Consider the following 15,333-nt stretch of genomic DNA (forward strand, 5'->3'; position numbering starts at 1 on the left):
CTTCTCAGTCCTTCTGCCTCAGTTGCCCTGGCCGAAGATGTCGATCCGCTGGCCCTCGGCCACGGTGACGATCGCACGCTTGGTGTCGGGCCGCTTGCCCGTGCCATAGCGCAGGCGGCGGCTCTTGCCCTGGCGGTTGATGGTGTTGACCGCGGTGACCTTGACGCCGAAGACCTTCTCCACGGCGATCTTGATCTCGGTCTTGTTGGCGCTGGGGTCGACGAGGAACGTGTACTTGTTCTCGTCGAGCAGGCCGTAGCTCTTCTCGCTGACCACGGGCGCGAGCAGGATGTCGCGGTGGTCCTTGATCTTCAGGACGTTCACTTCTCGGTCTCCTCGGCAACCTCGACGGCGTCCACCTCGGAGGAGGCGGCGACGGCCTTGACGGACTTGCCCGTGGCAGGCCCGGCGACGAACGCGTCCAGCGCCGCGGTGGTGAACACCACGTCGTCAGCCACGACCACGTCGTAGGCGTTGAGCTGGTCGGGGGCGATCACGTGCACGCTGGCCACGTTGCGGAGGCTCAGCCACGCGATCTCCTCGTCGCGGGACAGGACGACCAGGACGCGCTTGCCCGACACCGTCTCCAGCGCCTGCAGCGCCGACTTGGTGGACGGCTTCTCGCCAGTCACCAGGGTGTCGATCACGTGGACGCGGCCGTCACGGGCGCGGTCGGACAGGGCCCCACGCAGGGCGGCGGCCACCATCTTCTTGGGGGTGCGCTGGGCGTACCCGTGGGGCGTCGGCCCGTGGACGATGCCACCGCCGGTCCACTGCGGGGCGCGGCGCGAACCCTGGCGGGCGCGGCCGGTGCCCTTCTGGCGCCACGGCTTCGCCCCACCGCCGCGGACCTCGCCGCGGGTCTTGGTGGAGTGCGTGCCCTGGCGAGCGGCCGCGAGCTGGGCCACCACGACCTGGTGGATCAGCGGAACGTTGGTCTGCACGCCGAACACCTCAGCGGGCAGCTCGGCCTTCTTCTTGGTGCCGATGATGGCGACACTCAGGGACTCGCTCATGCTCAGGCTCCCTTCTTGGCTGCGGTGCGCACGACGACGAGGGCGCCCTTGGGGCCGGGCACGGAGCCCTTGACCAGGATGAGCCCGCGCTCGGCGTCAACCGAGTGGATGGTGAGGTTCTGGACGGTCACCTTCTCGACGCCCATGCGGCCGGCCATCTTCATGCCCGGGAACACGCGGGAGGGGGTCGAGGACTGACCGATGGAGCCGGGCGAGCGGTGCTTGCGGTGCACACCGTGGCTGGCGCGCAGGCCGTGGAAGCCGTGGCGCTTCATGACGCCTGCGGTGCCCTTGCCCTTGGAGACGCCGGTGACGTCGATGACCTGACCGGCCTCGAACACGTCGGCGCCGACCTCCTGGCCGAGGGTGTACTCCGAGGCGTCAGCGGTGCGCAGCTCGACGAGGTGCTTGCGCGGGGTGACGCCGGCGGCCTCGAAGTGGCCCGTCTCCGGCTTGTTGATGTTCTTCGGCTTCACGGCGCCGAAGGCGAGCTGGACGGCGTTGTAGCCGTCCTTCTCCGGCGTGCGGACCTGGGTGACGACACAGGGACCGGCCTGGATCACGGTGACGGGGACGACCTTGTTGTTCTCGTCCCAGAGCTGGGTCATGCCGAGCTTGGAGCCCAGGATGCCCTTGACAGTGCGGTTGTTGTTCATGGCAGCGGACCTCACGGAAGCTTGATCTCGATGTCCACACCGGCCGGAAGGTCGAGACGCATCAGCGAGTCAACCGTCTTCGGCGTGGGGTCGAGGATGTCGATGAGCCGCTTGTGGGTGCGCATCTCGAAGTGCTCGCGGCTGTCCTTGTACTTGTGGGGCGACCGGATGACGCAGTACACGTTCTTCTCGGTCGGGAGGGGCACCGGCCCGGCGACCTGAGCGCCGGTACGCGTGACCGTGTCGACGATCTTCTTCGCCGACGTGTCGATGACCTCGTGGTCATAGGCCCGGAGTCGGATCCGGATCTTCTGTCCCGCCATGGGTTTCCTTCGTTGGTCGTGGTCGGGGGCATCACTCCCCTACCTCGCTTGGGGCTTCTCGGGTGAGAAACCCCTTGTCACTCCGACCCCCGCGGTCGGGCGTGTCGCGCCTTTCAGGCCGCACAAGCTGATCTTTTCGATGAACTTGGTTGGGCCCGGCGAGGACCGCCAGACTTGCTCGGGTTGGCTTTACCGGCGGAGCCACCTGCCCGGACACGCCGGAAGACGGCCTTGCCGCCACCGGCGTCAAAGCAACCCCGCAATGCTACGACGGAGGCCTTGTCCGGGGCAAATCTCGGGGCCACGCCGTCCACCCCGGCCGACACACGGCGGTGGGAGGATGGCCCCATGCGCGTGTTCAACTTCTCCGCCGGTCCTGCAACGCTGCCGCTCGAGGTGCTCGAGCAGGCCCAGTCCGAACTTCTCGACTGGCAGGGCTCCGGCATGTCCGTCCTCGAGGTCTCGCACCGGGGCAAGGCCTTCGTGGACGCCGCGGCCGCGGCCGAGGCATCCCTGCGGGAGGTCATGGGGATCAGCGACGACTACGCGTGCCTCTTCCTCCAGGGCGGGGCGATGGGCCAGTTCGCGGCCCTGCCCCTGAACCTGAGTTCCCCGGGCCAGACCATCGAGTTCCTGAACACGGGCGACTGGAGCACCAAGGCCATCAAGGAGGCGGGCAAGTACGCCGGCGTGCGCGTGCTGGCGGACGAGGCGGACAGCGGGTACACGCGCGTCCCCGCATCGGGTTCCTACACGGTGAGCCCCGACGCCGCCTACCTGCACTACACCCCCAACGAGACCATCCGCGGTGTGGAGTTCGACCACGTCCCCGACGCCGGTGACGTCCCGCTGGTGGCCGACATGAGTTCGACCATCCTGTCGCGCCCGGTGGACGTGTCGCGGTTCGGAGCCATCTTCGCCGGCGCCCAGAAGAACATGGGTCCGTCCGGACTGACCACGGTGGTCGTGCGCCGCGACCTGCTCGGACGCCCCCGCCCCGAGACCCCCACCGTCTGGGACTTCACCGCGCAGGCCGGGGCCGACTCGATGGTGAACACTCCCCCGGTGTTCGGCTGGTACCTGCTGGGCCTGGTGCTGGAGTGGGTCAAGGCCCACGGCGGTCTGGCCAGCATGGCCGAGCGCAACCGCGCCAAGGCGGAGTTGCTGTACGCCGCCATCGACGGCTCCGACTTCTACAGCAACCCCGTCGACCCCCCTGCCCGCTCGTGGATGAACGTTCCGTTCCTGGTCACCGACCCCGCCCTGGTGAAGCCCTTCGTAGCCGAGGCCGAGGCCGCGGGCCTGACCAACCTCGCCGGGCACCGGTCGGTCGGCGGCATGCGGGCCTCCCTCTACAACGCCATGCCGATCGAGGGCGTGCGGGCCCTGGTCGACTTCATGGCGGAGTTCGAGCGCACCCGCGGCTGACACTCCTCCTACCCCATGTAGGAGAAACCTGCTGCAACGGTCCACGCGGTAGGCGCAGGCCCTCGTCAGGCAATAGACTTGCCCTTGTCCGGCACCCGTCCGGGGTGTCGGCGGACAACACAGAGGTAGGTCCGCATGTCGGCTGAGTCCGATCAGCTCACGCTGGCCGGTGGCTTCGATCCCGCCACCGACGCCCAGTGGGAGCGAGAAGTCCTGAAGGTCCTGAACAGGGGGCGTCCCGAAGACAAGATGCTGACCGTCGAGCAGGGGCTCAAGCGCCTGACCTCGACGACACTCGACGGCATCGACGTCGCCCCCCTGTACACCGCGTCGGACGACGACGCCCCGCTGGGCCACCCGGGCGCGATGCCGTTCACCCGCGGCTCCGTCGTCCGCACCGGCGAGGCCGTGGCGTGGGGCGTCCGCCAGTACCACGAAGACCCGGACGTGGCCGTCACCCGCCACGCCATCCTGGACGACCTGGAGCGCGGCGCCACGTCCGTGTGGATCCGCGTCGACCCGGACGCGGTCGGCTTCAACTCCCTGGCGACGGTGCTCGCCGACGTCGAGGTCGACCTCGCCGCCGTGCGTGTGTTCAGCCGCACCGACCAGGCGCGCGCCGCCCAGGCGCTCCTCGACGTGATCCGGGGCTCCGGCAAGGACCTCACCCGCGTCAAGGGCAACCTCGGTATCGACCCGCTCGCGCACACCGCCCTCACCGGCGAGGAGCCCGACCTGTCCGAGCTGGCCCGTTGGGTGGCCGAGACGCAGCACAAGCTGCCGCTCGTGCAGGCGCTCAACGTGTCGGTGATGGTCCACCACAACGCCGGCGCCACGGATGTCCAGGAGTTGGCCTTCGCCGTCGCGACCGGCATCGAGTACCTGCGGGCTCTGGACGCAGCCGGGGTTCCCCCGACGCAGGCCGTCGCCCAGCTCGAGTTCCGGATGGCCGCCACCGCCGACCAGTTCGCCACCATCGCCAAGCTGCGTGCCATGCGTCGCCTGTGGGCGCGCGTGACGCAGGAGTGCGGCGTCCCGGAGTCCCGCCGCGGCGCGGGCATCCACGCGGTCACCAGCCCGCGGATGATGGCCAAGGTCGACCCCCATGTGAACCTGCTCCGCACGACGATCGCCACGTTCGGCGCCGCCGCGGGCGGGGCGGACGCCATCACCGTGTACCCGTTCGACCACGCCGCCGGGTTGCCGACGCCGTTCTCGCGACGCATCGCCCGCAACATCCAGGTCATCGCCGCTGAGGAGAGCCACCTGGGCCGCGTGCAGGATCCGGCGGGAGGCTCGTGGTACGTCGAGGCCCTCACCGACGACCTCGCCAAGGCCGCCTGGGCGCAGGTCCAGGAGATCGAGGCGGCCGGCGGCATGGCCGCGGCGCTGGCGTCCGGTGAGGTCGCCCGTCGCATCGACGCCGTGAACGCCGAGCGCGCCACCCAACTGGCCCACCGCACGATCGAGCTGACCGGCGTGAGCATGTTTCCGCTGGCCGGCGAGAAGCCCTACGAGGCCAAGCCCCGCCCCGAGGCCCCCGAGTACGGAGGTCTGAAGCAGATCCGTGACGCGGAGGTCTTCGAGGGGCTCCGCGACCGCGCCTGGGCCCACGAGGCGTCCACCGGGTCGGCCCCCGACGTGCTGCTCGCCTGCCTGGGCGCCCAGCGCGACTTCGGTGCACGGCAGGGCTTCGCCTCCAACGTGCTCCTGGTCGGCGGCATCGACGCCACCCAGAGCCACGGCGGCACGCCCGAGGAGATCGCCGGCAAGGCGTCCGAGCAGGGCCAGAAGGTGGCCGTGCTCGCCAGCTCCGCGAAGGTCTACGCCGAGCAGGCCGTGGCTGTCGCACGGGCGTTGAAGGACGCCGGCGTGCAGAAGGTCTACCTGGCCGGACAGCTGAAGGAGGCCGGGGAGGTTCCCGAGGGCCTGTTCGACGGCACCCTCGCGATGGGCATGGACGTCGTGAAGTTCCTTGAATCCGTCTTCGAGACCCTGGGAGTGGCCCGATGATCCCCCGCTTCGATTCCGTCGACCTCGGCGACGGCCGGCCGTCCGAGTCCGCCGCCCAGGCGTACGCGGACGCGCTGGCCGCGGCCGGGGCGTCCGACGCCGTCTGGGAGACCCCCGAGCTGATCGGCGTCAAGCCGTTGCTCGGCGAGGCCGACCTGGCGGGCCTGGACTTCCTGGACACCCGCCCCGGCATCCCGCCGTTCCTGCGTGGCCCGTACTCGACGATGTACGTGAACCGGCCGTGGACGATCCGGCAGTACGCCGGCTTCTCCACCGCCGCCGAGTCCAACGCGTTCTACCGCCGCAACCTGGCCGCCGGCCAGAAGGGCCTCTCGATCGCGTTCGACCTGGCGACCCACCGCGGCTACGACTCCGACCACCCGCGCGTGGCCGGCGACGTGGGCATGGCGGGCGTCGCCGTGGACTCGATCCTCGACATGCGCCAGTTGTTCGAGGGCATCCCGCTGGACCAGATGTCGGTGTCCATGACCATGAACGGCGCGGTGCTGCCGATCCTGGCGTTCTACGTGGTCGCCGCCGAGGAGCAGGGCGTCAAGCCCGAGCAGCTCGCGGGGACCATCCAGAACGACATCCTCAAGGAGTTCATGGTCCGCAACACCTACATCTACCCGCCGACGCCGTCGATGCGGATCATCTCCGACATCTTCGCGTTCACCTCCGCGAACATGCCGAAGTTCAACTCGATCTCGATCTCCGGCTACCACATGCAGGAGGCGGGCGCGACGGCCGACATCGAGATGGCCTACACGCTGGCCGACGGCATCGAGTACATCCGTGCGGGCCAGGAGGTGGGCCTGGAGGTCGACCAGTTCGCTCCACGACTGTCGTTCTTCTGGGCCATCGGCATGAACTTCTTCACCGAGGTGGCCAAGATGCGTGCCGCGCGCATGCTCTGGGCCCGGCTGGTGAAGGACGCCGGCGCGAAGAACCCCAAGTCGATGTCGCTGCGCACGCACAGCCAGACGTCGGGCTGGTCCCTCACCGCCCAGGACGTGTTCAACAACGTGACCCGCACCGCGCTGGAGGCCATGGCCGCCACGCAGGGCCACACGCAGTCGCTGCACACGAACGCGCTGGACGAGGCCATCGCCCTGCCGACCGACTTCTCCGCCCGCATCGCCCGCAACACCCAGCTGTTCATCCAGCAGGAGTCGGGCACCGTGCGCCCGATCGACCCGTGGGGTGGCTCGGCCTACGTGGAGCGCCTGACGGCCGACCTGGCCGCGAAGGCGTGGGCACTGATCCAGGAGGTCGAGCAGGCCGGCGGCATGGCCAAGGCCATCGAGGCCGGCATCCCGAAGATGCGCATCGAGGAGGCGGCAGCCCGCACCCAGGCCCGCATCGACTCCGGCCGCCAGCCCGTCATCGGCGTGAACAAGTACACGCTGGACGAGGAGGAGGGCATCGAGGTCCTGAAGGTCGACAACGCCCAGGTGCGCGCCGAGCAGGTCGCCAAGCTCGCGAAGCTCCGTGAGACGCGCGACGAGGCGGTCACGCAGGAGGCACTGCGGAAGCTGACCTGGGCCGCGGGCAACCCCGACCCGACCGACCCCGAGCGCAACCTGCTCAAGCTCGCCATCGACGCCGCGCGTGCGATGGCGTCCCTCGGCGAGATCTCGGACGCCCTGGAGTCGGAGTTCGGGCGCTACACCGCGCAGATCCGTACGATCAGCGGGGTGTACAACAAGGAGTCGGGCGCGACGGTCGCAACCGAGGCCACCAAGGCGCTGGTGGAGAAGTTCGAGGAGCTGGAGGGACGCCGTCCGCGCATCCTGGTCGCCAAGATGGGCCAGGACGGGCACGACCGCGGCCAGAAGGTGATCTCGACGGCGTACGCCGACCTCGGCTTCGACGTGGACGTGGGCCCGCTGTTCCAGACGCCGGAGGAGGTCGCCCGCCAGGCGGTCGAGGCGGACGTGCACGTGGTGGGCGTGAGCTCGCTGGCGGCCGGCCACCTCACCCTCGTCCCGGCCCTGCGGGCCGAGCTCGACAAGCTCGGACGTGACGACCTGATGATCATCGTCGGTGGCGTCATCCCCAGCCAGGACTTCGACGAGCTTCGTGAGCACGGTGCGGATGCGATCTACCCGCCCGGCACGAAGATCCCGGAGTCCGCGCAGGAGCTGCTCGAGATCCTCATCAAGCGTCTGGAGGAGACCCAGTAATGCGGCAAGCACTGGACCCGGCGGCCCTGGCAGACCAGGTTGTCGCCGGGTCTCGTGCTCACGTGGCCCGTGCGCTGACGCTGGTGGAGTCGAGCAGGCCCGACCACCGCGCGCGAGCCCGTGAGCTCCTGGCCCTCCTCCGTCCCCACACGGGCGACGCCGTCCGCGTCGGCGTCTCGGGGGTGCCCGGGGCCGGCAAGTCGACCTTCATCAACGCGATGGGCACCCGGCTCATCGAGCGCGGCCACAAGGTGGCCGTCCTGGCCGTCGACCCGTCGTCGTCCCGGTCGGGCGGGTCGGTGCTCGGCGACCGGACGCGCATGGCCGACCTGGCCGTCACGGACAACGCGTTCATCCGGCCCTCCCCCTCCGGAAACCACCTCGGCGGCGTCGCCCGAGCCACCCGCGAGGGCATGCTCATCATGGAGGCGGCCGGCTTCGACACGATCATCGTGGAGACGGTCGGCGTCGGGCAGTCCGAGGTGGCCGTCGCCGGGATGGTCGACACCTTCCTGCTCCTGATGATCGCGCGCACGGGCGACCAACTGCAGGGCATCAAGCGCGGCATCCTGGAGATGGCCGACGTCATCACCGTCAACAAGGCCGACGGTGACGGGCTCACCGAGGCCCGGGTCGCCGCGCGGGAGCTCACCATTGCCATGCGGCTGATCAAGCCCGAGGGCGAGCGCCGGACGCCGGTGCTCACGTCGTCGTCCTACACCGGCGACGGCCTGGACGAGGTCTGGCAGGCGGTGCTCGACCACCGGGCCCGCCTGGCATCGGAGGGCCACCTCGACGAACGCCGGGCCGCCCAGCAGCAGGAGTGGATGTGGGCGCTGGTCCGCGACGAGCTCTCCACGGCGCTGCTGCGCAGCGCGTCCGTCAAGAGGATCCGGAAGGGGTTGGAACAGAGGGTGGGGGCCGGCGAACTCTCGGCCCTGGAGGCCAGCCAGGAGATCCTGGACGCCTTCACCCACGACTTGGCCGAATCCGGCTGGCAGCTCTAGGGGCTTCGCTTCGGACCCGGAGCACTCTCTCCCAGGACTGTACGAGTGATGCACACCTGCATCACTCGTACAGGTCGCTGAACCTCACCCAGCGGCCGCCACAGACCTGACCGTCCACGTCACCGACGGCTTGGGCGCCTTGCCGCAGGAATCGGGGACCTCCTCCCCCACGGCCTGCTCGGGCACGAGTTCCCACGTCCGGCCGTCGACGTGTTGGACGGTGACGCTGTCGCCCCCACCCATCACCGTCAGGGCCGCCGGGTCGACGACGCCCTCGTGGGCGCGGACCCACGACGCAGCCGCCTGCTCCGGTGGCGAGAGGTGGGTGATGCCACGGTCGTGGCGCTCGTCGAGCGTTCCGATCGCCAACTGGCCGGACGCCGCGGCGTCCAGCACGTGCACGCCCAGCTCGGGGGTCAACCGGGCCAGCATCTGCCCCAGCGGAAGGATGATCCCGGTCGGCGCGAAGCGGTGCCCGCCAGTGTGGGAGCACTCCCAGACCTGGCCGGGGCGCCGGCCCGCGACCGCGTGGGCGACCGGACGCCCCTTGAGCGCGCAGCAGACGTCGCGCTTGGAGTTCGCGCAGACCAACAGCACGGGGGCCTCGGCGGGCCGCAGCCACGGGCAGGCCTCGAGCGCGGCGTCCGCACCGCCGGCGGACAGCTCGTGCCACGGCAGTGCCTCGAGGAGAGCCGGGTCGTCGATCCTGCCCGACAGCAACCACGGCCGTCCGGCCAGGGCGCCGGCCACGAAGACCTGGCGCGTCGCCACGCCGCTGCGGTCGCGGTGCGCCCCCGGGGTGCGGATGAGCAGGACCCGGCCCCCCGCACCGGCCGAGGCCTCGGCGAGGCGCGCCCCCAGCCGCGGGTCCAGGTGGGACTGCGTCAGCGCGTCCCGCCCCCAGGGGCCGGCCTGCTCGACAGCCACCCAGAAACTCGCGCGAGTGGCGCTCCCCCAAGCGGGCAGGGAGTCCCAGAGCGAGGAGCAGGCACGCGTGTCCTTGGTCGGCTGGTCCATGGACCCAACCTACTCGTTGGCCTCAGGGCCGGCCGGTCACCGCGGCATGCGCCGCCACACCGGCCGTGGCACGAAGGGCGCCACGGAGAACAGAGCACGCAGCTGCCACGGAATCCAGAGGACCGGGGATCCTCCCTTGGCGAGGCGCTCGACCACGGCGTCCGCGACCTGGGCGGGCGTGGAGCTGAACGGGGCCGGGTCCATGCCGTGGGTCATCCGGCCGATGACGAACCCCGGGCGCGCGATGACCAGGTCGACGCCGGAACCGTGGAGAGCGTCGGCGAGACCGGACGCGAAGCCGTCCAGCCCCGCCTTCGCCGAGCCGTAGACGTAATTCGCCCGCCGGACGCGCACGCCGGCGACCGAGCTGAACGCGACGATGCGACCGCGATGACGGGGACGCAGCACATCGGCGAGCACAGTGAGGAGCGCCGCTTGGGCGACGAAGTCGGTGTGCAGGATGCGGGTGACCTCGGTCTCGTCGTGCTCCGCCACGCCCTGGTCGCCCAGGACCCCGAAGGCGAGCACCGCGGTGTCGATCTCACCGAAACGGGCCTCGATGTCCGCGACGACGGCGCGGTGCCGGCTGGTGTCGTCGGCCTCGAAGTCCACGACCTCGACCCGGGGAGCCCCGGCGGCGCGCACCTGCTCCACCGCACCCGCGGCGTCCGACTGCGGCCGGACGGCCAACACCACGACGGACGCGCTGGGCGCGAGCCGCTCGGCGATGGCCACCCCGATCTCGGAGCGGCCACCGAAGATGACGACGACGTCGCCGGCTCCCCGGCTCACAGGACGGCGCGCAGCGCCCGCAGGCGGGTCAGCGAGGAGTCGCGGCCCAGGATCTCCATCGACTCGAACAGCGGCGGCGACACGCGCGAGCCGGTGATGCCGACGCGCGCCGGGCCGAACGCGAACTTGGCCTTGATGCCCAGGTCGTCCACGAGGCGCGCACGCAGGGCGGCCTGGATGGCCTCGGCGTCCCACGTCGGAAGCCCCTCCAAGACGGCCAGAGAGGCGTCGAGGATGCCCGCCGCGTTGTCGGGCAGCCTGTCCACCGAGTCGGCGTCGAGTTCGAGCTCGTCGTCGGGCGTGAGGAGGAACTGCACCTTCTCCAGCGCCTCGCCCAGCAGGACGAGGCGCTCCTGGATCAGCGGGGTGGCCGCGCGCAGGGTCGCCGCGTCGGCGTCCGACACCTCGGTGCCGGTGAAGCGGAGGTGCTCGACGATCCGGTCGGCCAGGTCGTCCGAGGACAAGGAACGGATGTAGTGCCCGTTCAGCCAGTTGAGCTTGTCGAGGTCGAAGACCGGGCCCACCGTGTTGACCTTGGCCCAGTCGAAGGCCGCCACGAAGTCCTCGAACGACTGGACCTCCCCCTCGTCGTCGCCGGCGTACCCGAGCAGCTGCAGGAAGTTCACCAGCGCCTCGGGCAGGTAGCCCTGTTCCCGGAACCACATCAGCCGCGCGGCCGGGTTCTTGCGCTTGGAGATCTTGCTCTTGTCGGTGTTGCGCAGCAACGGCATGTGGGCGAACGCCGGGACGTCCCAGCCGAGCCACTGGTACAGCAGCACGTGCTTGGGCGTGGAGCTGATCCACTCCTCCCCCCGGACGACGTGGGTGATGTTCATGAGGTGGTCGTCGACCACGACGGCCAAGTGGTAGGTCGGGAAGCCGTCCGTCTTGAGGATCACCTGGTCGTCCGGCACGGGCGCGGCCACCGGACCCCGGATGAGGTCCTCGAAAGTGGTTTCCACGTCGTCGGGGATGAGCATGCGGACGACCGGCGTCTCGCTGAAGCCGGGCAGGGCCGCCCGCTCCTCGCGGGTCAATCCGAGGCAGAGGCGGTCGTACCCCGTGACGGCCTGCTTGGACGCCTGCTGCTCGGCCCGCATCGCGGCCAGTCGATCCGAGGAGCACCAGCAGTGGTAGGCGTGCCCGGAATCGATCAGCTGGTCGACGTAGGGCCGGTAGGTGTCGAGGCGCTCGGACTGCCGGTACGGGGCGTACGGGCCGCCGACGTCGGGGCCCTCGTCCCAGACGAGGTCGAGCCAGCGAAGCGTGTCGAAGATCTGCTGCTCAGACTCGGCGATGTAGCGGGCGTTGTCGGTGTCCTCGATGCGGAGGACGAACTGTCCCCCCGTCTTGCGGGCCCACGCCAAGTTGAACAGCGACATGTAGGCCGTCCCGACATGCGGGTCACCGGTCGGGGACGGCGCCACGCGCAGGCGCGCGGGCTGGAGAGCGGCATCAGTCATGGTGCGGTCCAGACTATCGTTTCGGCCGTGACCTCCCGACTCGCGCCGTACACCGTCCCCGACCTGACGGGGCGCACCGCCCTGGTGACCGGGGGGTCCAGTGGCATCGGGCTGGAGACCGCCCGAGCCCTGGCCGCGGCCGGAGCGACCGTGGTGCTCACGTCCCGCACGCTCGCCCGCGCAACGGACGCCGCGGACGCCGTTGGCGGCCGCCCCGAGGTGCTGGACACGTCCTCGTTCGCGTCCGTGGAGGGGCTGGTCGAACGCTGGGGCAGCCGTGGGCTCGACATCCTGGTGCTCAACGCCGGAATCGCCGCCCCACTGCGCCGGACGGACAGCGTCGACGGCCACGAGTTGACGCTGGCCACCAACATCCTGGGGCACATCCGCCTGGCCCATGGGTTGCGGACGGCCCTGCGCGCCGCGTCCGGTCGCGTGGTGACCGTCGGTTCGGTCGCAGCACTGGCGGCGGACGGCACGCCGCGTGACCTGGAACTGAGAAGGCGCTGGGCCCGCGGCCCGGCCTATGCCCGCAGCAAGCTCGCCTGCATCATGTTCGGCCTCGAACTGCCCGGACGCACCGGCATCGCCGCGACCCCCGCCCACCCGGGCTGGGCGACGACCCCGTTCTTCGGGTCCGCGGGTCCCATGCAGGTGCTGGCCCCCGTCGGGCGCGCCCTGCGGATCGGGCAGGACGCGGCGGACGGAGCGCAGCCCCTGGTGGCGGCGGCCCTGGGCGCGACGTTCGACCGCGACACGGGCTACATCGGCCCCCGCCGGGGTCTGGCTGGTTCCCCCGGCCCTGCCACAGTGCCCCGCCCGGCGCGCGAGGCGTCCGTCAGGGAGGCCTGGTGGCACGCCCTGTGCGCCCTGGCAGGCGTCCCTCAGGACTGGCGGTAACGGCCGCGCTCGTGCACGAGCGGCCGGCCCTCACCAAGGCGCACGTGCTCGATCGCGCCGACGACCTCACGCGACCAGCCGATGCCGCGGGTCGACTCAACACGGACGCCGGCCCACGAGTGGCCGGGCATGATGGGCCCCCAGTCGGTGTCCTCGAAGCCTTCCCGGAAGAGCCCCCCGGGCGCCGGTGCGAGCCCGGCGAAGGCGTCGGCCAGACCCTGCTCTCCGGGCTCGAGGAGCACGACGGTGAAGGTCTCGTCCAGCGCGTGGGCGAAGTCGGAATCCGGGTCGACCAGCCCGATCACACGGGCGGGCTCGCCCAGGGCGACGAGCATGGAGGAGACGGTGAGGCCCGCGCGTCCGGCTCCGGCACCGGTGAGCCAGAGCGTGACGGTCGGGGAGAGCCGCCCTCGCAGGCGTCGTGCGGCGTCGCGCTGCTCGGGCGGCGTGGCGAACGGGTGCTCGGAATGGATGGTCACCCTCCCACCTTAGGTCTTGGGTCCGAAGACGACATCAGGGGGCACCGGCGAACCGGTGCCCCCTGATGAGGGGAATCAGCTGAGGGTCACACGCGCGAGGCGCCCTCGGTGGAGCGGGCAGCCGCGACGGACTGGCCACCGACCTTGTTGAGGGCCCAGCCCAGGACGAGCAGGGTGGCACCGACACCGATGGCGAACAGCGAGACACCGTAGGCCAGGACGGAGGTGAACAGCGACGCACGGAGGAACGAACCGTTCATGACGGTGGTGCGCTGCTTGGTGAGCTCCTCGGCCTTGGCGGTGTCGCCGGCGTTCCGGGCCTTGGTGGCCTCGGCGCCGAGCTCGGCGTAGGTGAGGCCGTTGCTGCCCTTGAGGGCGTGCTTGTTGATGATGTCGGCCTGCGCGAGCGCGGCGAGCGGGTTGTTGACGGCGGCCCCCGGCAGGAAGGCGTCACTCGGCGTGGTGATGCGCTCGTCGTTCAGCTGCGCGGTGATCACACCCCACGTGACGGCACCGGTGAGGACGAACAGGATACCCATGACCAGTGAGACGAGACCGGCGGTCTTCAGGGGCTTGAGGTTCATTGGAGTTGCTCCCTTCGAGCACTTGCTGTGGTGGCTCATCCCTGAGCCTCTGACCAATGAAAAGTTTACTACTACCTGTCGTAGCAGAGCAACTTTTACCCGGGGGGGGTATGTCTCGAAACGGTAACAGGCCCGTACCCCCATCAGGGGACACGGGCCTGTTGAGCCTGGCGTGGGCCTAGATCACTTGAGGATCTTGGTCACGTTGCCGGCGCCGACGGTGCGGCCACCCTCACGGATGGCGAACTTCAGCGCCTCCTCCATGGCGATCGGCTTGTTGAGGTGCACGGTCATGCCGGTGTTGTCACCGGGCATGACCATCTCGGTGCCCTCGGGCAGCTGGACGACACCAGTCACGTCCGTGGTGCGGAAGTAGAACTGGGGGCTGTAGTTCGAGAAGAACGGCTTGTGGCGGCCCCCCTCCTCCTTGTTCAGGATGTAGACCTGAGCCTCGAAGTCGGTGTGCGGGGTGACCGAACCCGGCTTGCAGACGACCATGCCGCGCTCGACGTCGTCCTTCTTGGTACCGCGGAGCAGCAGGCCGACGTTCTCGCCCGCGCGACCCTCGTCGAGGATCTTGCGGAACATCTCGACACCGGTGATGGTCGAGGTTTGCTTCTGCTCGCGGATGCCGATGATGTCGACGGTCTCGCCGGTGCGGACGATGCCGCGCTCGATACGACCGGTGATGACGGTGCCACGACCGGTGATCGTGAAGACGTCCTCAACGGGCATCAGGAAGGGCTTCTCGGTGTCGCGCTCGGGCTGCGGGATGTACTCGTCCACCGCGTCCATGAGCTCGAGGATGGTGTTGCCCCACTTCTCGTCGCCGTTCAGCGCCGGGAAGGCCGCGACGCGGACGATCGGCAGGTTGTCGCCGTCGAACTCCTGCGAGGAGAGCAGCTCACGGAGCTCCATCTCGACGAGCTCGATGAGCTCCTCGTCGTCGACCATGTCGCACTTGTTCAGCGCGACGACGATCGCCGGCACGCCGACCTGGCGGGCGAGCAGGATGTGCTCACGGGTCTGCGCCATCGGGCCGTCGGTGGCGGCGACCACGAGAATCGCGCCGTCCATCTGGGCCGCACCGGTGATCATGTTCTTCACGTAGTCGGCGTGACCGGGGCAGTCGACGTGCGCGTAGTGGCGCTTCTCGGTCTGGTACTCGACGTGCGCGATGGAGATCGTGATACCGCGCTGGCGCTCCTCGGGGGCCTTGTCGATCTGATCGAAGGCGGACACGGCGTTGAGGTCCGGGTACTTGTCGTGGAGCACCTTCGTGATCGCCGCCGTGAGCGTGGTCTTGCCGTGGTCGACGTGCCCGATGGTGCCGATGTTGCAGTGCGGCTTGGTCCGCTCAAACTTGGCCTTTGCCACTTGTGGCTCCTCCTGGGATCTTCCGCCACGCGTTCGCGGGGCGTGCTTTTCGCCCCGCAGGTTGCGAGGCAAGTTCTAAGGCTGCGCCGCCC

General features: G+C 70.0%; 15 protein-coding genes. 5 read left to right on the forward strand and 10 right to left on the reverse strand.

The genetic code is table 11. The features are described 5' to 3' along the window. Positions 1–18: 18 nt before the first annotated feature. Genes rplW through rpsJ form a run of 4 tightly spaced genes read right to left on the reverse strand, consistent with a single transcriptional unit; the run spans position 19 to position 1,995 of the window. Positions 19–324 carry a 50S ribosomal protein L23 gene (gene rplW, locus AC5YDV_RS13025; protein ID WP_496183673.1) on the reverse strand — a complete coding sequence of 102 codons (306 nt, stop codon included), beginning with the start codon at positions 322–324 and terminating at the stop codon, positions 19–21. Continuing rightward, a complete protein-coding gene (rplD, locus tag AC5YDV_RS13030; RefSeq protein WP_496183674.1) occupies positions 321–1,016 on the reverse strand; it encodes a 50S ribosomal protein L4 in 696 nt (231 codons plus the stop codon). The genes rplW and rplD overlap by 4 nt, the downstream gene beginning before the upstream one ends. Positions 1,017–1,018: 2 nt before the next feature. Beyond that, a complete protein-coding gene (gene rplC, locus AC5YDV_RS13035) occupies positions 1,019–1,672 on the reverse strand; it encodes a 50S ribosomal protein L3 (protein ID WP_496183675.1) in 654 nt (217 codons plus the stop codon). Between the two features lie 11 nt (positions 1,673–1,683). Beyond that, a complete protein-coding gene (gene rpsJ, locus AC5YDV_RS13040) occupies positions 1,684–1,995 on the reverse strand; it encodes a 30S ribosomal protein S10 (RefSeq protein WP_129459144.1) in 312 nt (103 codons plus the stop codon). A 348-nt stretch (positions 1,996–2,343) separates the two neighbouring features. Here rpsJ and serC point away from each other — a divergent pair, with 348 nt between their 5' ends. The 4 genes from serC (at position 2,344) to meaB (ending at position 8,629) form a co-directional block, all read left to right on the forward strand. Next, positions 2,344–3,423 (forward strand): 3-phosphoserine/phosphohydroxythreonine transaminase, encoded by a 1,080-nt coding sequence (gene serC / locus AC5YDV_RS13045; RefSeq protein WP_496183676.1) that lies wholly within the window; start codon positions 2,344–2,346, stop codon positions 3,421–3,423. Between the two features lie 135 nt (positions 3,424–3,558). Next, positions 3,559–5,436, forward strand: coding sequence for a methylmalonyl-CoA mutase small subunit (gene mutA / locus AC5YDV_RS13050; protein WP_496183677.1), 1,878 nt, complete (start codon positions 3,559–3,561; stop codon positions 5,434–5,436). Further along, the gene (gene scpA, locus AC5YDV_RS13055; RefSeq protein ID WP_496183678.1) at positions 5,433–7,622 is read left to right on the forward strand and encodes a methylmalonyl-CoA mutase; all 2,190 of its coding nucleotides are present in this window, start codon (positions 5,433–5,435) and stop codon (positions 7,620–7,622) included. Before mutA ends, scpA begins: the two co-directional genes overlap by 4 nt. Beyond that, on the forward strand, positions 7,622–8,629 hold the full coding sequence (gene meaB, locus AC5YDV_RS13060) for a methylmalonyl Co-A mutase-associated GTPase MeaB (protein ID WP_496183679.1): 1,008 nt from the start codon (positions 7,622–7,624) through the stop codon (positions 8,627–8,629). Before scpA ends, meaB begins: the two co-directional genes overlap by 1 nt. 84 nt (positions 8,630–8,713) lie before the next feature. Here meaB and AC5YDV_RS13065 read toward each other — a convergent pair whose 3' ends face one another. Genes AC5YDV_RS13065 through gltX form a run of 3 tightly spaced genes read right to left on the reverse strand, consistent with a single transcriptional unit; the run spans position 8,714 to position 11,901 of the window. Continuing rightward, on the reverse strand, positions 8,714–9,646 hold the full coding sequence (locus AC5YDV_RS13065; protein ID WP_496183680.1) for a ferredoxin family protein: 933 nt from the start codon (positions 9,644–9,646) through the stop codon (positions 8,714–8,716). Positions 9,647–9,682: 36 nt separating this feature from the next. Then, positions 9,683–10,438 (reverse strand): SDR family NAD(P)-dependent oxidoreductase, encoded by a 756-nt coding sequence (locus AC5YDV_RS13070; RefSeq protein ID WP_496183681.1) that lies wholly within the window; start codon positions 10,436–10,438, stop codon positions 9,683–9,685. Beyond that, positions 10,435–11,901 carry a glutamate--tRNA ligase gene (gene gltX, locus AC5YDV_RS13075; protein ID WP_496183682.1) on the reverse strand — a complete coding sequence of 489 codons (1,467 nt, stop codon included), beginning with the start codon at positions 11,899–11,901 and terminating at the stop codon, positions 10,435–10,437. Before gltX ends, AC5YDV_RS13070 begins: the two co-directional genes overlap by 4 nt. A gap of 27 nt (positions 11,902–11,928) precedes the next feature. Here gltX and AC5YDV_RS13080 point away from each other — a divergent pair, with 27 nt between their 5' ends. Next, the gene (locus AC5YDV_RS13080; RefSeq protein ID WP_496183683.1) at positions 11,929–12,801 is read left to right on the forward strand and encodes an SDR family NAD(P)-dependent oxidoreductase; all 873 of its coding nucleotides are present in this window, start codon (positions 11,929–11,931) and stop codon (positions 12,799–12,801) included. Here the strand turns inward: AC5YDV_RS13080 and AC5YDV_RS13085 are convergent. The 3 genes from AC5YDV_RS13085 to tuf form a co-directional block, all read right to left on the reverse strand. Beyond that, positions 12,786–13,280, reverse strand: coding sequence for a flavin reductase (locus AC5YDV_RS13085; RefSeq protein ID WP_496183684.1), 495 nt, complete (start codon positions 13,278–13,280; stop codon positions 12,786–12,788). The genes AC5YDV_RS13080 and AC5YDV_RS13085 overlap by 16 nt on opposite strands. Positions 13,281–13,366: 86 nt before the next feature. Beyond that, positions 13,367–13,864, reverse strand: coding sequence for a hypothetical protein (locus AC5YDV_RS13090; protein ID WP_496183685.1), 498 nt, complete (start codon positions 13,862–13,864; stop codon positions 13,367–13,369). Positions 13,865–14,047: 183 nt separating this feature from the next. After that, positions 14,048–15,241: an elongation factor Tu gene (tuf, locus tag AC5YDV_RS13095; protein WP_496183686.1), complete on the reverse strand. Its 1,194-nt coding sequence runs from the start codon at positions 15,239–15,241 to the stop codon at positions 14,048–14,050. Between the last annotated feature and the right edge of the window lie 92 nt (positions 15,242–15,333).

The sequence above is a fragment of the Propioniciclava sp. LT432 genome, from assembly GCF_059515965.1.